20 protein-coding genes and 1 other annotated feature are annotated in these 20,615 nt (G+C 44.4%); of the genes, 6 read left to right on the top strand and 14 right to left on the bottom strand.

Annotation, left to right across the window (positions count from 1 at the left end; genetic code table 11):
- Window positions 1-374: 374 nt before the first annotated feature.
- From A0256_10855 to A0256_10845, 3 genes are all read right to left on the bottom strand, one after another.
- The gene (locus A0256_10855; GenBank protein AMR31885.1) at window positions 375-935 is read right to left on the bottom strand and encodes a transposase; all 561 of its coding nucleotides are present in this window, start codon (window positions 933-935) and stop codon (window positions 375-377) included.
- Between the two features lie 132 nt (window positions 936-1,067).
- Entirely contained in the window at window positions 1,068-1,802 is a 735-nt protein-coding gene (locus tag A0256_10850) for a hypothetical protein (GenBank protein ID AMR31884.1), read from the bottom strand.
- Window positions 1,803-1,896: 94 nt separating this feature from the next.
- The gene (locus tag A0256_10845) at window positions 1,897-2,283 is read right to left on the bottom strand and encodes a hypothetical protein (GenBank protein AMR31883.1); all 387 of its coding nucleotides are present in this window, start codon (window positions 2,281-2,283) and stop codon (window positions 1,897-1,899) included.
- A gap of 103 nt (window positions 2,284-2,386) precedes the next feature.
- Between A0256_10845 and A0256_10840 the strand changes: the two genes are divergently transcribed.
- The 4 genes from A0256_10840 to A0256_10825 all read left to right on the top strand — a co-directional run bounded on the left by A0256_10840 (window position 2,387) and on the right by A0256_10825 (window position 6,872).
- Entirely contained in the window at window positions 2,387-2,989 is a 603-nt protein-coding gene (locus A0256_10840; protein AMR31882.1) for a hypothetical protein, read from the top strand.
- A gap of 101 nt (window positions 2,990-3,090) precedes the next feature.
- Window positions 3,091-3,378: a hypothetical protein gene (locus tag A0256_10835; protein ID AMR31881.1), complete on the top strand. Its 288-nt coding sequence runs from the start codon at window positions 3,091-3,093 to the stop codon at window positions 3,376-3,378.
- A 385-nt stretch (window positions 3,379-3,763) separates the two neighbouring features.
- Window positions 3,764-3,959 (top strand) — a binding site (cobalamin riboswitch).
- Window positions 3,960-4,125: 166 nt separating this feature from the next.
- Complete coding sequence (locus A0256_10830) at window positions 4,126-6,432, top strand: 5-methyltetrahydropteroyltriglutamate--homocysteine S-methyltransferase (protein AMR34510.1); 2,307 nt, start codon at window positions 4,126-4,128, stop codon at window positions 6,430-6,432.
- A gap of 50 nt (window positions 6,433-6,482) precedes the next feature.
- Window positions 6,483-6,872 (top strand): acyl-CoA thioesterase, encoded by a 390-nt coding sequence (locus A0256_10825; protein ID AMR31880.1) that lies wholly within the window; start codon window positions 6,483-6,485, stop codon window positions 6,870-6,872.
- A gap of 11 nt (window positions 6,873-6,883) precedes the next feature.
- Here the strand turns inward: A0256_10825 and A0256_10820 are convergent, their stop codons facing one another.
- The 5 genes from A0256_10820 to A0256_10800 form a co-directional block, all read right to left on the bottom strand.
- Window positions 6,884-7,282, bottom strand: a complete 399-nt coding sequence (locus A0256_10820; protein AMR31879.1) for a hypothetical protein — start codon at window positions 7,280-7,282, stop codon at window positions 6,884-6,886.
- 1 nt (window position 7,283) lies between these two features.
- Entirely contained in the window at window positions 7,284-7,490 is a 207-nt protein-coding gene (locus A0256_10815; GenBank protein ID AMR31878.1) for a hypothetical protein, read from the bottom strand.
- Window positions 7,491-7,779: 289 nt separating this feature from the next.
- The gene (locus tag A0256_10810) at window positions 7,780-10,155 is read right to left on the bottom strand and encodes a ribonucleoside-diphosphate reductase (protein ID AMR31877.1); all 2,376 of its coding nucleotides are present in this window, start codon (window positions 10,153-10,155) and stop codon (window positions 7,780-7,782) included.
- Window positions 10,156-10,258: 103 nt separating this feature from the next.
- Window positions 10,259-11,233 carry a ribonucleoside-diphosphate reductase gene (locus A0256_10805; protein ID AMR31876.1) on the bottom strand — a complete coding sequence of 325 codons (975 nt, stop codon included), beginning with the start codon at window positions 11,231-11,233 and terminating at the stop codon, window positions 10,259-10,261.
- A 640-nt stretch (window positions 11,234-11,873) separates the two neighbouring features.
- Window positions 11,874-12,245: a methionine sulfoxide reductase B gene (locus A0256_10800; GenBank protein ID AMR31875.1), complete on the bottom strand. Its 372-nt coding sequence runs from the start codon at window positions 12,243-12,245 to the stop codon at window positions 11,874-11,876.
- A gap of 227 nt (window positions 12,246-12,472) precedes the next feature.
- Between A0256_10800 and A0256_10795 the strand changes: the two genes are divergently transcribed.
- A complete protein-coding gene (locus A0256_10795) occupies window positions 12,473-12,952 on the top strand; it encodes a hypothetical protein (GenBank protein ID AMR31874.1) in 480 nt (159 codons plus the stop codon).
- A 198-nt stretch (window positions 12,953-13,150) separates the two neighbouring features.
- Here the strand turns inward: A0256_10795 and A0256_10790 are convergent, their stop codons facing one another.
- The 4 genes from A0256_10790 to A0256_10775 all read right to left on the bottom strand — a co-directional run bounded on the left by A0256_10790 (window position 13,151) and on the right by A0256_10775 (window position 16,834).
- Window positions 13,151-14,680: a serine hydrolase gene (locus A0256_10790; protein AMR31873.1), complete on the bottom strand. Its 1,530-nt coding sequence runs from the start codon at window positions 14,678-14,680 to the stop codon at window positions 13,151-13,153.
- A gap of 123 nt (window positions 14,681-14,803) precedes the next feature.
- Complete coding sequence (locus A0256_10785; protein ID AMR31872.1) at window positions 14,804-15,574, bottom strand: hypothetical protein; 771 nt, start codon at window positions 15,572-15,574, stop codon at window positions 14,804-14,806.
- Between the two features lie 122 nt (window positions 15,575-15,696).
- Window positions 15,697-16,572, bottom strand: a complete 876-nt coding sequence (locus tag A0256_10780) for a succinate--CoA ligase subunit alpha (protein AMR31871.1) — start codon at window positions 16,570-16,572, stop codon at window positions 15,697-15,699.
- Window positions 16,573-16,624: 52 nt separating this feature from the next.
- Window positions 16,625-16,834, bottom strand: a complete 210-nt coding sequence (locus tag A0256_10775) for a hypothetical protein (GenBank protein ID AMR31870.1) — start codon at window positions 16,832-16,834, stop codon at window positions 16,625-16,627.
- Between the two features lie 197 nt (window positions 16,835-17,031).
- Between A0256_10775 and A0256_10770 the strand changes: the two genes are divergently transcribed.
- Window positions 17,032-18,042, top strand: coding sequence for a hypothetical protein (locus tag A0256_10770; GenBank protein AMR31869.1), 1,011 nt, complete (start codon window positions 17,032-17,034; stop codon window positions 18,040-18,042).
- A 34-nt stretch (window positions 18,043-18,076) separates the two neighbouring features.
- Here the strand turns inward: A0256_10770 and A0256_10765 are convergent, their stop codons facing one another.
- Both A0256_10765 and A0256_10760 read right to left on the bottom strand, forming a co-directional pair.
- On the bottom strand, window positions 18,077-19,309 hold the full coding sequence (locus tag A0256_10765) for a transporter (GenBank protein ID AMR31868.1): 1,233 nt from the start codon (window positions 19,307-19,309) through the stop codon (window positions 18,077-18,079).
- A 117-nt stretch (window positions 19,310-19,426) separates the two neighbouring features.
- Window positions 19,427-20,266, bottom strand: coding sequence for a permease (locus A0256_10760; protein ID AMR31867.1), 840 nt, complete (start codon window positions 20,264-20,266; stop codon window positions 19,427-19,429).
- Between the last annotated feature and the right edge of the window lie 349 nt (window positions 20,267-20,615).

Raw genomic sequence — 20,615 nt, 5'->3', positions numbered from 1 at the left:
CGAGTATGCAGTGCCGGGAAAGAGCGCGGCGTACTCGTGCCTTTCGCCCACACAATAACCCTGGCGCGAGTATGCAGCGCCGGGAAAGAGCGCGACGTACTCGTGCCTTTCGCCTACACAATCACCCGGCGCGAGTATGCAGCGCCGGGAAGAGCGCGGCGTACTCGTGCCTTTCGCCTACATAATCCCACCCTGGCGCGAGTATGCAGCGCTGGGAAGAGCGCGGCGTACTCGTGCCTTTCGCCTACATAATCACCCGGCGCGAGTATGCAGCGCCGGGAAAGAGCGGGGCGTACTCGTGCCTTTGACCTACACAATAACCCTGGCGCGAGTATGCAGCTGCGGAAAGAGCAGGGCTTACTCGTGCCTTCCGCCTACATAACCAGCGGATCTACTAAAGTCACTTTGATAAGGCCCGGCAAGCCGATATAATTGGGTGCGCTGCTATATAAATAATCTTCCGGCTTTTCTACTATCCCGGCTACCACCGGGTTGTTGTGCATATAATCCAGCTTTTGATGCAAGACCTGATGATTAAAAAGTTCGATGGGATGGTTGTCTTGCTGCCATAATTGAAATTCGATATTTTGGCTGTTTTTTTTGCCGGCGCGCTCCATCATCCACAAAATCCATTCGCGTCTGCTTTCCTGAGGATGCTCTTTTATAGCCCGCTTCAATTGTAACAAGGTCTGCTTTTTCATATCCCGCATAATGTTTTCCAGTCTATCGCCATGTGTGCCTATGATCATGTGGATATGATTGGTCATCATACACCATCCATAGATCTCCAAACCCTTATGTTCCTTACAATGTTCCCAGCTCTTTAGCATGATCTCTTTGTACTCGTTACGGGTAAAAAGGTCTATCCAGTTTACAACTGCGAAGGTTATAAAGTACAGTTTGTCTTGGTCCCTGAATTTGTACTTCGTACTCATTAAGCTAAAAATACAATTTAAGCGGATACATTGCAAGCGGATAGGCACGAGTACGCCACCCACAGCCAGCGCTACATACTCGCGCCAGAAAGAGAAAGGAAAACATCACGAAGCTTAACAATGTATCAGCTGCTAAAAGCCGTAAACCAAAAACACATTGGCTGCATAAGAACTAAAACCTTTGGTTACCGAGCTGCCTTCGCGGCTGTTATAATTGGCACCGGTTAGACTTAAACTGTAACGGCCTTCTAAACTGATGCTGAAGTTGCCGCCAACCAAAAAGTTAAATCCGAGTTTGGGGCCAAAATAGCTGATGCTGCCGTTGTCGTATTCCGCCGATACACTTATAAATTGCCCATCTGTTGCTGATAAGGAGTACTTGGAAATGATCACGCCTCCGTTTACCCCGCCATATAGATCGATCAGCCCGGTTATGGGCAATTGGTAAGCTAAACCAGCGTATAAACCTATCCCTCTGAACTTACTGTAAGTTGCGGTTAGCGCATTTTGGTCATCATAACTGTATGAAAACTGGCCTTGCTTGGGATGGTAACTGCGGTAATCTGCAGTTCCCGAGAAAACTAAATGGCCAGTTCGCTTTGCAAGGGTGAAACCAAAGGTTGGTGCACCTTTATAAACTTCTCCAAGATCACTCAGCGGAGCCTCGTAACCGCTGTTGATGGCCACCCACCAGCCATCCTGCCGAATGGTGCCACCGCTATTACGATTACTACCGCTCAATACATCTCCGTCGGCATTGATGCCCAGCGTGCGCTGTGCATGGGCGGGAAAACAAAGAATTTGCGAAAAAGCAAAAATGACAAAAAAGCTGAAACGCTTTATGTTTTTGGTTGGGTAATGAGACATTGTACAGATAAAGTTTGGTTGAACTTCATAAATATAGTGATTTCATTAACCGGAAAAAACATTTCTCTTTCTTTTAAATAAAATTGCAGCCTTACTAATCTGCATCCCGCACCCAGGGCTGTTCGCCTGTGAAGTTAATGATATGGGTAGCCTGATCTATCTTAAAATCCCAGCGTATCGTATCCTTCGCGTTATTATGAACGTCCGAACAGGTATAGAAGAAATGAATACCGAATTTGCATTTAAAGTGCCCCGATAAGGTATCAGTATGGAAAACCGGCTCAGTCAAGTCAAAGTCCAAAACCTCAGGCGAGCCACCATCTTTATTATGATACGCAACCAGGTGCTCGCACATATCCCGGTAATTTGGGCTGCCTTTATCGCCGAAAAGCTGCTCCAGAAAGTCGGCTATGGTTAATTGATCGATTAAAAGCTGTTCTAAAGCCGTGTGATCGAACGCTAAACTGAACTGTTCACCCATGATTAGTATTTAATAGATTAAAGGTAGTATATCTGCTAAATTGTTTATACTTATATTTGATCATCTTAAAATGCGACATCTTGTAAAATTTTTATGTCTGGTAATGATTGCAGGCTGTAAAGCCGACGGTAATTCAATTGTGTTAAAAACCGAACTGTTGCGATTAAAGATAGAGACCGATTTTAAACCTTTGATTGCTGGTGACGCTTACAGGTTCATAAACGACCACTATTTGCCGAGGCTTGACAGTTTGCCCTTTAAACGCAGGGTTTATATTCGACAATTAGAAGGAAAGGATTTTGCCATGCTTTATAAAAAAGAAAGCTTCGTTCTTCAACAGAAATTTGCCGGGAGAGCTCCCGATAATCAAATATCTATCCCGTCATCTATCCGATCAAATCAATTCACCTCAATGCCTGTATGGGATGCCCGAAAGCTAAATAAAGTTTCTATTATAACTGATGCTGATCTTGCAGATATATCCGATCCAAAACTATCCGAAAAGGCCAAATTAAAAATTTGGACAAAGAAATTAGGGAAAGGTTATGTAAGCATCTCCTACCCCCAATATAATGTAAATACAAAAAAACTCTTTATACATGAGTTGGTTGAAGACGGCGGTTGGTGCGGAACAGGAAAGGAAAGGTTTCTTTGTTTTGAAAAAGTCAAGGATGGCTGGCGGCTGACAGACAATAATTTAAATTAATCAAAACGCGCACCCATCTTTTGTGTTACGCTATAACAAATCAGCCCTGTAACATCATAACCGCAAAGATCATCCGCCACCGCCACAAATACCATCATTACATGAATGATGACCTCAAAGAAGTTACCGAAGAAACGTTCTTCAAGATCGTCTTCTCGGAGCCAGCTGAGATGGACCTGTTTAAAGCATGGATTGCAAAACACGATGGAGAATATAAGTACAATAAAGAATTAAGCAAACAGGAAGGCAAGTTCCCAAAAGTGCCGATGTTTCATGATGAGATCTGCTGGTGCGATATCATGACCTATTACCTGCTGCATGTATCCGGGTATTCGTTCCACGCTACTATCGATCCCTACAAGGGTGAAGTATACACGAGGGACACATAAATCTATTGGAATACGATTAGGGAAATGTGCTTGCAAAAACCTGGTTTATTAACCATAAGTGTAAACTCTTAACAGGAAAATACAGGTAACTAGGTGTTTCACCCGGGGTGATTCACTGTTTACTGCACCTATTCCCATTTTATACAATCCACTTATAATGAATTACTTGCGGAAGACAGGTAACAAAAACAGTGATTCACTAAAAAGCACAAGTACTTGTAAATCAGCAATAAAGGTGTTTCACCCGATTCACAATCGCCGGGTGAAACACTCCCCAATTTACAGCCCCTGCACACCGTAATTGCCTAAGGGCAATTAATTAAGGAGCAACCAACAGTACAGCCTTTCCTACCGCCCCGTTCCATATATTTGGCGCAGTTCTTTACTTTATTTTCAACAGTGTGGTTTCCGGGTAATACCGGGATTAATAAGGAACCGTGTGCAAATCACGGGCTGTCGCGCAACTGTAAGTAACAAAAAGGTTGTTGCCTTTACTTGTCCATTGTACCCCCTCAAGCGGTATGAGAAGGACGGCAACAATGTTACAAGCCAGGATACTTGCCAACTGTTTAAGACAATGCTTTCGCGTAATGAAGCAGTAGTCAGAGACTAAAAAGGATTTTGCCGGTGTTTTAATGCCTGCGGATGGCCTTTTATCTTTTATTACCATTTTACCACGAAAGCATACCGAAAACCGTAAGGAGCATTAATTACTCATTAATGTTTAACCAAAAAAGTTTTATGCGTATGCTCAAAAACAACCTGGGGTACCCTCGCGTAGGGGCCCATCGTGAACTCAAAAAGGCCAGTGAACAATACTGGGCAGGCACCATCAGCCGGGATGAATTATTCGCTGCTGCACGCACTATCCGCGCGCAAAACTGGCAACTGCAGCAACAAGCCGGTATCGACCTGATCCCCTGCAACGATTTCAGCTTTTACGATCTCGTGCTGGATACCTCCCTGATGCTGGGTGCTATCCCCCAACGTTACAACGCCGTACTTACCCAAAACCCGCAAAACATGGAGATAGACCTCTATTTTGCGATGGCGCGAGGTTACCAAAAAGATGAACTGGACATTACCGCCATGGAAATGACGAAGTGGTTTGATACCAACTACCATTACATTGTACCCGAGTTTACCGCCAACCAGCAGTTCCGCATCTTCTCCGATAAAGTGTTTGAAGAGTTTAACCTTGCAAAACAAATAACCGGTATTACCCCAAAACCTGTACTAATAGGCCCGGTAAGTTATTTGCTGCTTGGCAAAGAAAAAGAAGCTGGTTTTGACAAGATCGACCTGATTAAAAAACTGGTTCCTGTTTATATCGAGATCCTTAAAAAGCTGAAAGACCAGGGTGCTGTTTGGGTACAATTAGACGAACCTTTCTTAACGATGGACCTATCTCAAAAAGAAAAGGACGCGTTTGTATATGCATACGCCGAGATTAAAAAACACTGCCCGCAAATTAAGACCCTACTCACTACCTACTTCGAAAGCCTTAAAGAAAACACACAACTAGCCGTTAACCTGCCAGTTTGTGCCTTGCATATCGATTTGGTTCGTGCGCCTAAGCAGCTGAACGAGATCCTGAAATTTATTCCGGATAACTTGAGTCTATCACTCGGGGTGGTTGATGGCCGCAACATTTGGAAGAACGATTATATGCGTTCGGTAGATGCGATAAAGAAAGCAATTGCAGTAATTGGCAAGGATCGCATGATGATTGCGCCAAGCTGCTCACTCCTGCATACTCCGTTCGACCTGGATCTCGAAACTGGAATTAATCCCGAAATTAAAAACTGGATGGCCTTTGCCAAACAAAAGCTTAATGAGGTGAATGAGATAAGCCAAATTATAGAAGGCAATAATGTGCTTCTGCAACAAAATCTGGTTGCACTATCGGCCAGGAGCCTCTCCAAACTTATCCATAAACAGCCGGTAAAACAGCGCACAGCGGCAATTACAAATGCAGATGCTACCCGAAACAGTGCGTTTACAACCCGCCAAAAAATACAGCAGGCTAACTTTAAATTGCCGCTGTTCCCAACTACTACAATTGGCTCTTTCCCGCAAACCGGTGATATCCGCCAGTTAAGGGCAAGGCTAAAAAAAGGCGCGATCACAGCGGAGCAATACGACACCGAAATTGAAAGGGCCACTATCGATGCCATTCGCTGGCAGGAAGACATTGGCCTTGACGTGTTGGTACACGGCGAATTTGAACGCAACGATATGGTGGAGTATTTTGGAGAACTGCTGGATGGTTTCCTGTTTACCAAAAATGGGTGGGTGCAAAGCTATGGCAGCCGCTGCGTAAAGCCGCCGGTAATCTATGGCGACATCAGCCGACCGGCCGATATGACCGTTAAATTGAGCAGCTTTGCCCAGGCCAATACCCAAAAGCTGATGAAAGGCATGCTTACCGGCCCCGTAACCATCCTGCAATGGTCGTTTGTACGGGATGATCAGCCACGTGAGGAAACTACTTACCAGATCGCTTTGGCTATCCGAGATGAAGTAGTAGCTTTGGAGCAGGCGGGTATCCGGGTGATACAGATAGATGAGCCGGCTATTCGCGAAGGTTTACCCTTGCGAAAATCTGATTGGCCTGCCTACCTGGACTGGGCTGTTAAAGCCTTCCGTATTTCTGCAGGCGGTGTGCGCGATGAAACGCAGATCCATACCCACATGTGCTACAGTGAATTTAACGATATCATTAAGCATATTGCCGATATGGACGCAGATGTGATCACGATAGAAACCTCGCGCTCACAAATGGAGTTACTGGAAGCCTTTGCCGACTTCAATTACCCGGCAGAGATTGGTCCCGGCGTGTATGACATCCATTCACCACGAGTACCAACCGTACAGGAGATGACAGATCTCCTAAAAAAAGCGGCTACAAGGTTACCCGTAGCCAATATTTGGGTGAACCCGGATTGCGGATTAAAAACGCGAAAATGGCCGGAAACCCAAACTGCACTAACCAATATGGTAAAGGCAGCAAAAGAAGCTAGAGAAATGTTCAGCCAACAGGCTGTAAACTAAATGTTAGGCCTTGCGGGCAATACCCGCAAGGCCTTTTAATAAAATTCATCATGACCACCGAAGAAAGAATCAAAGCTGCAGAGACCCGCATTTTTAAAGCCGTTTTCCCAAATACTACTAATCATTATGACACGCTGTTTGGTGGTACAGCCATGCACCTGATGGATGAAGTAGCTTTTATAACGGCTACCCGCTTTACCCGAAAAACCATGGTAACGGTATCATCCGACAGGATAGATTTTAATAAGCCTATCCCCGCAGGAACGATTATTGAACTGGTTGGCACCGTTTCTCATATTGGCAATACCAGTTTAAAAGTACTGGTAGAAATCTATGTAGAAGAGATGTACTCTTTTGAACGGGAAAAAGCGATTACCGGTACTTTTACTTTTGTAGCGATTAATAAGGATAAGAAACCGGTAAAAGTACTGGGGGATTAGCTCCGGTTCAACTAATAAACTAAAGCGAGCGGCCCATCCTTTGCAACAAATACTGACCAGCCCGGTTTTGCACCATGCTTAAGCTCTGCTGTAAACCGTCTGCGTAAAACAACGGCAACTTCTATTACTCCGTCTTCTGATTCGTCCCATTCGCAATGTATCTGGCTTAAATCTGTCATAGGTACTATTATGATATCTTTCCTTATATATTCATCAGGATTTAAAGGTTGCTGACGCCAATCATTTAAGAATATTTCGGCTGGCGGCTCAATGCGGTTATAAAGCCATACATCAGAAACAATTTCATCGTAATACATGAGGTAGGCATAAGCAACACGACCATCATCTTCTACAACAACCGAATAAGCTTTATCAAACTCGCAGGCGAAGGTTAAACGGATCTGCGACATATCAGGAAGCGGTAAGTTCGGTATTATACTCCACCTGCAACTCCAGCAAGCATTTGGCGCACATACAGCCATCGTAATTCTCGGCGATGTATTGCACCTCGTTAATAGTTAACTGTACAACACTGCACTGGCATTTGGTGTAGGAATTTGCCTTGCATTCAATACGTGCGCCGCAACGCTCGCAGGGGATGATCTCGTGTTTTGTCATGCTTTATAGTCCGGAAGTCCGGTAGACCGAAAGTCCGGAAAATTGTTATGGTTCAAATATCGGGAAGATTCCTAATTGGCAAATCATCAGATGGTAAAAGAGAGCAGTGCCTTGACGTTCTTATCTTAGGGCAAGTAAGGCGTTATGGTTTGCATTTTTTCCTGAAAACGAGAGACCGGAAAACTTTTCAGTTTTCCGGCCTCTCCTATCTTAAACACGTTCAGTCTTAAGGACTTTTGGTATTGCGGACTTCCCGTCTTTCGGTCTTGCCGTTTTTCGGAGTAATAAATTATGCTGAACAAGTAACGCAACCTTCGTCCATTGAGCAAGATGGGCCAGCCGGTACATCCTCGGTGCTGTTATCTGCAACAACTTCGGGTATAACGGCTTCCATGTTTTTACCGCCCTGGTTCTCCACTGTAAATTTAACCGCTTGTGATGCTGCCTGTGTACGCAGATAGTACATACCTGTTTTTAGGCCTTTCTTCCATGCGTAGAAGTGCATTGAAGTCAATTTGCTTGCATTTGGCGAGTTAATAAACAGGTTAAGCGATTGCGATTGGCAGATATACGCACCCCTATCAGCAGCCATATCAATGATGTTACGCATCTTGATTTCCCAAACTGTTTTATAAAGTTCTTTGATGTCAGCAGGGATCTCAGCAATGTCCTGGATAGAACCGTTTGCAGTGATAATCCTGTCTTTCATGGCCGGGGTCCAAAGGTTGCGGTTAACCAGGTCGCGCAGCAGGTGTTTATTTACGATAACAAATTCTCCGCTCAATACACGACGGGTGTAGATGTTAGAGGTATACGGCTCAAAACACTCGTTGTTTCCCAATATCTGTGAAGTAGATGCGGTTGGCATTGGCGCTACTAGCAGTGAGTTGCGTACACCGTGGTTCATTACATCTAAACGCAGGTTTTCCCAATCCCAACGGCTGCTGGCCGGTTTTTCATTCCAAAGATCAAACTGGAACTTACCCTGCGATAAAGGCGAACCTTTAAAGGTTTCGTAAGCGCCGTCTTTTATAGCCAGATCCTTAGAAGCCGTCATGGCAGCAAAGTAAATGGTTTCAAAGATCTCTTTGTTAAGCTGTTTAGCCGCTTCGCTTTCGAAAGGTAAACGCAGCAGAATAAAGGCATCGGCCAAACCTTGTACGCCTAAGCCGATCGGGCGGTGGCGAAGGTTGCTGTAACGGGCTTCCTCAACCGGGTAATAGTTATGATCGATGATCTTGTTCAGGTTCAAAGTAGCCTGATAGGTTACTTCGTATAACTTGGCATGGTCAAACTCACCGTTGATCACGTAACGTGGCAATGCTAAGGACGCAAGATTACATACGGCAACTTCTTTATCTGAAGTGTACTCTATAATTTCCGTACAAAGATTTGAGCTTTTGATGGTACCCAGGTTTTGTTGGTTAGATTTTGCGTTGGCAGCATCTTTATATAACAGGTACGGAGTACCGGTTTCTACCTGGCTATCCAATACTGCAAACCAAAGTTCCTGTGCTTTAATGGTTTTACGTGCACGGCCTTCTCTTTCGTATTTAGTGTAAAGTGCTTCAAATTCTGCGCTGTGGCAATCGGCCAATCCCGGTGCCTCATGCGGGCAGAAAAGGCTCCAGTCCTCGTTAGCTTCCACACGCTTCATGAACAGATCTGATACCCAAAGGGCATAGAACAAATCACGTGCACGCATTTCCTCTTTACCGTGGTTTTTGCGGAGATCTAAAAACTCGAAGATATCTGCATGCCATGGCTCCAAATAGATAGCGAAAGCGCCTTTACGCTTGCCGCCGCCCTGGTCTACATAACGTGCGGTATCATTAAATACTTTCAGCATCGGGATGATACCGTTACTGGTACCGTTTGTACCGCTGATGTATGAACCTGTAGCACGTACGTTGTGGATGCTTAAACCAATACCACCGGCACTTTGCGAGATCTTGGCAGTTTGCTTCAAAGTATCGTAAATACCCTCTATGCTATCGTCCTTCATGGTTAACAAAAAGCATGATGACATTTGTGGTTTTGGCGTACCTGCATTGAACAGTGTAGGCGTAGCGTGGGTAAACCAACGCTCGCTCATCAGGTTATAAGTTTTGATAGCGCTATCGATATCCTCTTTATGGATACCAACCGATACACGCATAAACAAGTGCTGAGGGCGCTCGGCAATTTTACCGTCAATTTTTAAAAGGTATGATTTTTCTAAAGTTTTAAAACCGAAGTAATCGAAACCGAAATCGCGGTCGTAGATTATGCTGCTATCTAAAAGCTCCGCGTTATCGCGAATGATCTGGAAAACATCATCAGCCAGTAACGCAGCGTTCTTACCTGTTTTTTTATCAACGTACTCATACATACGTTTCATTGTTTCTGAGAACGACTTGGTAGTGTTTTTATGCAGGTTGCTGATAGCTATACGCGATGCCAGCAATGCATAATCGGGGTGTTTAGTGGTTAACGATGCTGCTGTTTCTGCCGCAAGGTTGTCCAGTTCCGAGGTGGTTACCCCGTCAAACAATCCCTCAATTACCTTTTTGGCCACGTCTATCGGGTCAACCAGGTTAAAACCATAACACAGTTTTTCAATGCGGGCTGTAATCTTGTCGAATTTTACTGATTCTCTTCTGCCGTCTCTTTTTATTACAAACATCTTTTGTTGGTAGTTAAGTGGTTAGTATAAAGTTTATAGATAGCTTTAAACCAACTGTAATATATAATTTATTAAAGGTCGTTTTTATCGACGTAGTTGTTTGTTAGAAATCCTCATCCAACGAGAAAGCCTTATTTTCTGGTGTACCGTTCAGCACGCCGCTTTTTTGATAGTCACCTACCCTTTTCTCGAAGAAATTGGTTTTTCCCTGCAGGCTGATCATCTCCATAAAGTCAAAAGGACAGGAAGCACCGTAAACTTTCGGATAGCCCAACTCATCTAACCATCTGTCGGCAACAAACTCTATATACTGGCTCATTAATTTGGCATTCATACCAATTAAACTTACCGGCAGGGCGTCGCTCACAAATTCCTTTTCAATCTCTACGGCATCGGTAATGATCTTGGTTGCTGCTTCAACGCTGAGTCTATTATCCAGCATTTTGTAAAGCAAACAAGCAAATTCGCAATGCGAACCTTCATCACGGGAGATCAATTCGTTACTGAATGTTAAGCCAGGCATCAAACCACGTTTCTTTAACCAGAAGATAGAGCAAAAACTGCCCGAGAAGAATATACCTTCTACAGCCGCAAATGCTACTAAACGCTCTGCAAAGCTGCCGTTATTGATCCAGCGCAGTGCCCATTCTGCCTTTTTACCCACACATGGCACGGTATCAATAGCATGAAACAAACGATCTTTCTCCGCCGGGTCTTTAATATAGGTGTCTATCAGCAGCGCATAGGTTTCAGAGTGGATGTTTTCCATCATGATCTGGAAACCGTAGAAACAACGTGCCTCAGGTAACTGCACCTCGCTCATGAAATTAATAGCCAGATTCTCGTTCACAATACCGTCACTTGCCGCAAAAAACGCCAGGATGTGTGAAATAAAGTGTTTCTCTCCACTATTTAAACCTTCCCAGTGTTTCAGGTCGTCACTCAGATCTATCTCCTCGGCTGTCCAAAAGCTAGCTTCGGCTTTTTTGTACATTTCCCAAATAGCGGGATACTTGATGGGGAGGATCACAAAACGATCCTTGTTCTCTCTCAGCAATAATTCAGTTTCCTCTGGCATCTCGTATTATATGTTATTTTGTATTATCTAATGAATGTTCCGCAGTATAGCCAATAGTTGCACGCCAGGTTTACAGACACGCGTGCGTTGCGAGTTCTATAATGGCAACCAAAGCCGCCCTTGTTTACTCGCTCCAAACACCCTCACTTACCTCCTATTAAACTTTATATTTCAATACACATCGCCCATGTGTTTACACGGCTTTTTACAATTTTACCGAAGTTTCACAACGGTAACGATGGCGTTTACAGAACTTATAGTTCAAAGATAAGGCAACTGCCCTAGGGATGTTAACCTAAGTTTTTAACATCAACTATAAGTTATAAACAAATGAAGAAATATTTTATTCTCCTTGTTTATATCCATCACCGTACAACCCATTAATGATCAATGTATTACACAACCAAGTTTATTATCTGCCCCGCTACCGCGCTTAACATTTTGGTAACCTTTACCAAACTTTTACTTTACCTAAAGCAGACAATTTAAGCCTCCTAAAAAGTGCCAACCGTGCCTAATTAAGGCTTTTATGAACCACGTAGAAATACGGTATTTTACACATCAGCTATCCAGCCAACGGAATGTGGAAAACAAAAATTCCTGACCATTTTTACGATAAGAATTTTCTAAATGCGACGCCTTATTTCGTTTCGCCCGCTGGTACAAATTTCATTGATACCGAGTTTACGCAGTGTCGTGTATTCTTAGGCGTCAAATACTCTCCTTTAAAAACGTGGCCCAGGTGCGCGCCGCAATTGGCACAAAGAATTTCGGTACGGCGTCCGTCCGCATCGGTTTCCCATCTCACCGCTCCGGCTATTTCGTCGTCAAAACTTGGCCAGCCACAATGCGATTCGAATTTGGTTTCCGAGGTGTACAATGGCGCATCGCACCTTCTGCAAATGTATAAGCCTTCTGCCTTGTTATTTAATAAAGCACCAGTAAATGGCCGCTCGGTACCTTTATGTAATATGATATACTCTTCTTCGGGTGTTAATTTATTGTATTCCATGCTATGTTTTGTGATTTCAGTAATTCTTGATGAATTCCACCGATTAGCCTCCAGCTTTTCGGACCGTATGTATTCCGTTCTTTCGGACTGTGTACATAAATATACGACAATTCAAGGGCACCTAATGTTTTGCCGGATGATGTTTACACACCGTTGACGCAGTGAAATTAGGAGTGGCATGCAACAATAATGCCCGGGCCATGTTGTGCTTTTATATACGCTTGCTTATGAAACTCTTCATCCTGCTGATCAGCTTTTTATTAGTTCAACAAGTTACAAATGCTGCTTCAGCAGGCCGCTTCACAAAGCCCGATACCTCTTACATCGATACATCCCGCTATGCAGTACTGCCCTTCACTAAAAGCCGCGATAGTTTTCTGTTCGATAAAGACTTTAAACCGGCAAGTATTTCTGGTAAGGAAATAAAAATGATCGAAAAGATCATTGCGGTAACGGTTAAAGAATACAACAAAAGTAAAGGCACCACCATCAGCAAACCCGGCAAATATTACAAGCAACTCATCGCTGTGACTAATGCAAAAGGCGAAAAAGAAGTTTGGGTGAATTGCTTTTGCACTGATTATGAAAAGCGGCACTGGCGAAAAGGCATCGTAATGGTACTGGATGGCGGGCCCTGTTTTTTCAATCTGAAGATCAACCTGAGCACCAATACCGTTATGCGATTGGCAGTGAATGGGGTTGCATAAAATTAGCGTCAAGAAGCCAAGGTTTAAGAGCCAAGATAACAGGAGGTAAGAGACAAGAAGCCAGGACATAAAAGCCAAGATGCCAAGACATAAGAGCCAAGAAGCTAGGGCATAAGAGCCAAGAAAAGCGCCAGGATGATCAACGGATTTTTTCTTGGTTCTTGAAGCCTAATTCGTGCTTTCGGCTTTCCTCTCCCTTTACGGGGCCGGGGGGCTAACAATGTCCAAATGGTATTCCTGTATCAGCGGCGGATTCTCCGGGGTTAGGGTAAAACTTACTTTGATACTTGCCTTTGCGCCTTTCATTATAAAGTAGCCGCGTAGCTGATTTTCGGCCACTACAGGGCTAATATAAACGATCTTACCCGTTTTGGCGAAGGCTTCTTCGGCGGCAATTTTTAGTTTATCCGGGAAGTAATCCATAAAAAAGTTATCAGCAAAAATGCCACTTGCTCTGGCCGTATCCCAGCTACCAATCACTTTCAATAATTCTGTTTTTCGTTGCTCTAAAATGGCCGAGGCAGGCAGCTTTCGGGGTTCGATACGCGACATGCTTAAAAGCGTATCCAGCACCTGGTTATTTATAGCCCCGGCGCGGGCATAAGTTAAGTTGCCAAATACGACTACCCCTATTCCGTAGTCGGGCATTACATTCCACTGGCTGCCGAAACCGGGCAAACCGCCGGTGTGGCCAACGTAAATACGGTTATCGCAATCTTTCATCCAGCGTAAGCCATAGGCATAAGCAGTAACGTTGGGGCATGGCCTGCCGCCTGGTGTTTTAGCATTAGCTGTTAAGTAATTAACATCCCAGGGATATTGCATCTCGCGTACCGAGCTGCGTTTGACCGGGCCCTTTTCCGGGTCATTGCGCACGGGCCAGGCATCTAAATGCACGGCCATGTATTTGCTAAAATCTGCTATGGTAGTAATTAAACCACCCATGGCACCATAAGCACCATCATGCAACAAGGGCTGCTCCACCCATTGCCCATCCAGCCAGCGGTAGCCATGAGCCAGCTTATCTTTGGGCACTTTAGTATATTCCCAATAAGTATGGGTCATCCCTAAGGGTTTTAAAATATTATCGGTAATATATTGCTCATAGGTTTTACCACTCACTTTTTTAATGATGTAACCCAGCGTAGCAAAGCCGAGATTACTATATTCATAACCCAAACCCGGGTTGGTGGAAAATGATACGCCTTTTTTGTAAATGGCGATTAATTCGGCATCGCTAACGGCCAGCTGTCTGTCGCCCCATGGGTTATCTTCGGGGTAACCGGCGGTATGAGTAAGCAGATTGCGCAGGGTGATGGGCGTAGCATCTTTTGTTAAATATTTGTTTGCTTTCATCTCCGGAATGTACAGGTACGCCGGGTCATCCAGTTTAAGCCTACCTTCATCGCGCAGCTTTAATATCGCCATAGCAGTAAGGCTTTTGCTCATGGAAGCGATTCGGAAATCAGACTGCGCATCCGCAACTATCTTGTTTTTCAGATCGGTATAACCCAATCCACCGCTATGCACCAGCTTGCCATCCACCACGATACCGTAAGCGGTACCAGGCCAATGGTTTTTATCCGCATAGTCTTTATATAATTGATCGATGACCTGGTACGTAGCTTCAATCTTTTTTAGCCGGTCGGGATCCGTAAAGGTGGCTGGTTTGTATTGTGCAACAGCTAATGCTGGTAGAAAAAACAAAAGGCCGAGGAATTTGCGCATAAATGGGATATCTAACTGAATCGGATGTACCGAATCTAAGAAATTTTGTCTGAATCAGTATTTTCAGGGTTAAAGAATTTCAAGATCTGATACTAAGATCTACGTAAGGCTTGCACCTGTTATCTATAGCCGAGTCTTTAGCGCGTAAATTACCTCCTCCGGCGTATCAACCACACTAACGATCTTGCCTGTTTTATTGATTACAAAATGAGTTGGATAAGCAGAAGTTTTTAAGCTGCTATTGATAAACTTTTCCTGGCCGGGTACTATTGCATAGTCAAACCGCTTGCGTTTAAGAAAGGGAACGAGCTTTGCTTTGGTATCGAGCGCCAGGCTTAAAAAAACCACATCTTTGCGGTCTGCATACTTTTTAACTAGTTGGTTAAGGGCCGGCATCTCCTTTTCGCAATTAGCGCAACCGATAAACCAGCAATTAACCAAAAGTATCTTCCCCCTGGTGTTTGCCGTGCTGTATTTGTTGCCTTTTAAATCCACAAATTCAAACGGCGAAAATTGTTTACCCTCCTGCAGATAATGAGTATACACCACCCGGCTCCAGCCTTTAATGTATACACCCATATCTTTTGCCGAAAGAGCGTTAAGCTTAAAGAGCCGGTAATGCATTTTGGTATCAGCGGTGCCCAGCCTTAGCGGAAGATAATAACCAGTGGTAAGCGCTTTTAGAAAAGATGCTTTGCTGATCAGTCTGCCCTTTACATCGTAAGCCACCAAATCTTGTGATAACTTCATGTGCTCGTTTACATAGCTGAAAAAGCTGCCGTAGTTTTTGATGATATTTTCCGGCTGCTGCAGGGGTCGCTCCGAATTAACACCCTGCGAAAATGACGACGCCGCAATAAGCGACAACAATATCACTACTGTGAGTTTTTTCATTATGTTGATTGATACCCTAATATAGCAACAAGCCTGCAAACCGCATAACCACCCAAACAAAAAATCCCGGCCAACCTGACCGAGATTCATATATGCTACTCCCCCTTCAGAGGGGTGGGGGATTATAATTTAGCTAGTTCTTCTGCCATGGCAGCGCCGATTTCTGCCGGTGACTCTACCACACGGATACCGCACTCGCGCATGATCTTCATTTTTGCTGCAGCTGTATCATCGGCACCGCCAACAATTGCACCTGCATGGCCCATACGGCGGCCCGGAGGCGCAGTTTGGCCGGCAATAAAGCCTACAACCGGTTTGGTACCGTTTTCTTTGATCCAACGGGCTGCATCAGCTTCCATGCCACCACCAATTTCACCAATCATGATGATACCGTGGGTGTCCGGATCGTTCATTAACAATTCTACAGCTTCTTTTGTAGGTGTACCAATAATTGGGTCGCCACCAATACCGATAGCAGTGGTAATACCTAAACCAGCTTTAACTACCTGGTCTACCGCCTCGTAAGTAAGCGTACCAGACTTTGATACAACACCAACATTACCTTTTTTGAAAATAAACCCTGGCATGATACCAATTTTACTCTCGTCGGCAGTAATGATACCCGGGCAGTTAGGGCCAATCAGGCGGGCATCCTTATCTGTTAAATATTCTTTTACCTCAATCATATCCTTTGTAGGGATACCTTCGGTGATACATACAATAACTTTAATTCCAGCTTCCGCAGCTTCCATAATGGCATCTGCACCAAAAGCCGGCGGTACAAAAATGATAGATACATCAGCGCCTGTTTGGTCTACCGCATCTTTTACCGTGTTAAAAACAGGTCTGTCTAAATGCGTTTGGCCGCCTTTACCCGGTGTAACACCACCAACTAACTGTGTACCATATTCAATCATCTGCTCAGCATGGTAAGTACCTTCTTTACCGGTAAAACCCTGCACTATAACTTTAGAATCTTTATTTACGAGAACGCTCATTGGCTTTTGAATTTTGTATGGCAAAGCTAAAGTTATTGCCAATAAAGTCAAATTAAATTTTGAGCCCGAGGCGGGATAATTGGGGTGCTTGTGAATTTTGACGCACTAGTGTAAATGAGACAGGTTTAATTTTAAAGTTAAACAGCAGCAAAAAAAGTAACGGAATTATAAACAGTAAAATAAGGAGAAAAAATAGCACGAGGAAAATACCTCTCGCTAGTTGATCTCGATACTTTTTTACAGGATATAATTTACTTACCATATGGGGTACTCTGGATGTTAAATTGGCTCTGGGTTTAACCAGTTGTTGTAAAATGATTATTACTTAAAATGTTAAAATTAGAAGAATTTATTGGTTAGCGACAGTTTCTTTGTTAAAATACATCAATTATAGCTTGGGTTAAGATAACAATAAGTTAATATCTTTTTGATTAATTTGTTGTACTAAAACCATCTTACATGAAAAAACAACTTTTAATTAATTACTTCACCCTAGCGATACTCCTGGTAATCAGCGTTAAAGCGCACGGGCAATTTGGTGGCCTTGGGAAAAAACTCATGGATAAAGGCACCGAAGCTTTATCAGGCGGCGGACTTAACAAAATATTGAAACAGCCCCAGGCGATTTCTACGAGTTTCCAGGACGTTGATAAAAACGGGTCGAAACCACCTTCGTTTACAGAAGGGCAGCAGCCGCAACCTTTGTATCTGTTACCCAAAGCGCCAACCGGTGGCTTTAAACTTTGCGAAGGTTTCTATGAGATGACCAATAAAAGCTATTGCTTGCATGCCGGCACCCGCGGCCCCAGCAGCGGGGACGGTTACATGCTTGCACCTGTTTTGGGACCCAAAAAAGATGTGGTGATATTGATCCTGAAGAACGGCGAAAAGCACCCCGAGGTAACCCAGCACAGCATCCAGATTTTGTTATGGGCCATTATAGCCCGCACACGTTTTGTTGACATGGGCACTGATATCAAACTCACTGCGAGCACCCTTTTAACCCCTCAAGAACTACTGATGCTGGAAGGCGGCGCGCTTGGCGTATTACCGGCCAGCCTTATGGATAAAGCCAAGGGGCAACTGCCGCCTGCAGTACAAAGCATTTTTGAAGCGGAAAATAACATCCGCAGGCTTGCTGCTTCAGGCTCCTCATCTTATGAAGAGATGGAAAAATATGCAGTACTGGCCGGACTAGCCTCTCAACCCGACCCGAACGTGCCATCAGGAACCTGGTCATTGCATCCCGATGGTTACTATATCCGTTTTATACCCAGCGGTTACTCTGTTACCAAAACACAAATTTACGTACCCAAGGAACTCCTTGCAGCTAAACCGGATTTAGTGTATGATGCCCCTAGCGGAATTGCCTGCCCCGCAAATGTTGGCTCGCAACGATTAGCGCAAACTAATGAGCCACTACAGCCAGACTATACTAAAAAGTTAAAAACGGTTTGTTTTAGCAAATAAATACCAGCGGCCAAGGTCATATCGAACCTAAATTTTAGGTAACGGGGGGGTTCATAAACTCCCCCTCACTTTTTGCAATCACGATAGTAGCCACTCCATTTCCGATCACATTGGTGATGGCGCGCGCTTCGGACATGAAACGGTCTACCCCCAATAGTATGGCCACTCCTTCAACCGGGATAACTTTGATGGCTGCCAGCGTTGAGGTAAGCACAATGAAACCACTGCCGGTAACGCCTGCGGCGCCTTTGGAGGTGATCATCAATATCCCGATAATGGTAAGCTGCTGCGCCAGAGACAGGTCGATTTTAAATACCTGCGCCAGAAATATTACCGACATGGAAAGGTAGATCGTTGTACCATCCAGGTTAAAGGAATACCCTGCCGGGATCACCAGCCCGACTACCGACCTCGAGCAGCCAAATTTCTCCAGCTTTTCCATCATTCCGGGCAGGGCAGATTCTGATGATGAGGTACCTAATACGATAAGGATCTCCTCCTTGATATGTTTAAGATACTTCCACAGACTGAATTTGTAGAAATAGGCAATAAGGTTTAACACAACGAATATAAAAACGATCATGGTGATATACACCGAAGCCATCAGCAAACCCAAGGGCTTTAATGTGGCTATGCCATAAGTGCTGATGGTGTACGCCATCCCGCCGAAAGCACCTAAGGGTGCTACGCGCATCACCACCTTCATGATATTGAAGAAAACCTTGGAAAGCTTATCGAAAGCTGTGATTACCGACTGCCCCGCGGTACCCATCCGGCTTAAGCCGAAACCGAAAAGAATTGCAAAGAACAGCACTTGTAAAATATCGCCTTCGGCAAACGCAGCGAATACGTTGCGTGGTACAATGTGGGAGAGAAAATCGATCCATTTCATATCTGCCCCCGCCTTTTCGTAGGCAGCAAGCTTAGCGGCATCCACTGGTGCATGGGTATTTATAAAGCCAGCACCGGGTTTTACCAGGTTAGCAACTGTAACGCCAATGACCAGTGCAAGGGTGGTAACCAGTTCAAAGTAAAGCAGTGCCTTCCCCCCTACGCGGCCAACCTTTTTCATATCGCTCATCCCGGCAATGCCCAGCACTATCGTAAAAAAAATGATTGGGACGATAAGCATGGTAATGAGCTTTATGAAAAGTTCGCTGATCACTTTGGCCGTTGGCCCGAAACTTTTAAAGTATAAACCAACAACCACCCCTAAAAGGATGGCTAAAATAACCTGGAAGGTAAGGTTGCTCAGTATGCGTTTCATCTAAACAATAATACGATTTTTTTACGGAGCGGTGAGCTGGCGTAGAACATGATGAATAGCCGAAAGCGGGTATTGCGCGAGGATCGTCATTCGCAAATGGCAAATTTGCGCGCACGGTTATATTTTCCCGGTTATGCCGTTGTAGATCATCTGCGAGGCCAGTATGGTAACCACTACGGCGAATACCCACCTTAACCAGCCGGATGATTTGGTGTGCACCAATATTTTTGAACCTGTTAAGGCACCTAATAAAACACCTATTACTACAGGCATGGAAATACCCGGCTCGATATATCCCCGCTGCAGGTAAACCACTGCACTGGCGGCGGCTGTAACGCCGATCATAAAATTACTGGTAGTGGTTGATACCTTGAAAGGGATCTTCATAATGGTATCCATCGCAATCACCTTTAATGCACCGGAGCCGATGCCCAGCAGGCCCGATATGATACCGGCAAACGCCATCATAAAAAAGCCCCCCGCCACATTGGTAACGCCGTAGTTGATCACCTCGCCATTCCCGTTGGGGTAGCTGCCTTTAAGTTTTAACTTCTGGCCAAGGTAACTTGGCTGCAACACAACGACTTCTGCTTTTTTCCGCAATGACATGATGGCTGAAAAAGTGAGGATAACGCCAAAGATAATAGCAATGTAATGCGTTGGAATATACACCGCAAGCAATGCCCCGCAAAGCGCCCCTATGGTGGTAGCTATCTCCAGGAACATGCCAAGCCTGATGTTGGTTATCCCTTCTTTTACATATGCAGCCGCCGAGCCTGAAGATGTAGCAATAACCGACACCAGCGATGCGCCAATAGCATAGTGAATATCCACGTTAAGCAAAAGGGTGAGGAGGGGAATAATAACCACCCCACCGCCAAGCCCCGTTAGTGAGCCCAGCAAACCCGCGAAATACGAGCCAATAAGAATGATTAGGGTAAATACAATTACCGACATATACGCTATACCTGGTTATGGCGGTAAAAGTAATATAACTTTTTTAATTGATTTTGAGGAAGTAACTCTACCTGTTTACTAATCTTTTTGATCAATAACCTGCTTGTCGGCACCTATATAATATTTTACAAACACTTACAACGATAAAATAAGTACCCTGCCATTAGAATTTCCTTTAAAAGGTGCAACTAATTAAAGCAATACGAGCAGGACAAGTTTTCTGTAAAAATGCGACGAACACTATCCGCACTAGCTAAAGTTATCCTTAGGCAAGTTAATCGCTAATACAGCGTAAAAAAACAGGTTGAAAACAGGTATCACCTAAATGTTAAATATCTTTATGGCTTTA

It is taken from the genome of Mucilaginibacter sp. PAMC 26640 (genome assembly GCA_001596135.1).
Classification (GTDB): domain Bacteria; phylum Bacteroidota; class Bacteroidia; order Sphingobacteriales; family Sphingobacteriaceae; genus Mucilaginibacter.
The sequence above is the reverse complement of the archived record's forward strand: the minus strand, read 5'-3'. Positions and strand labels throughout refer to the sequence as shown.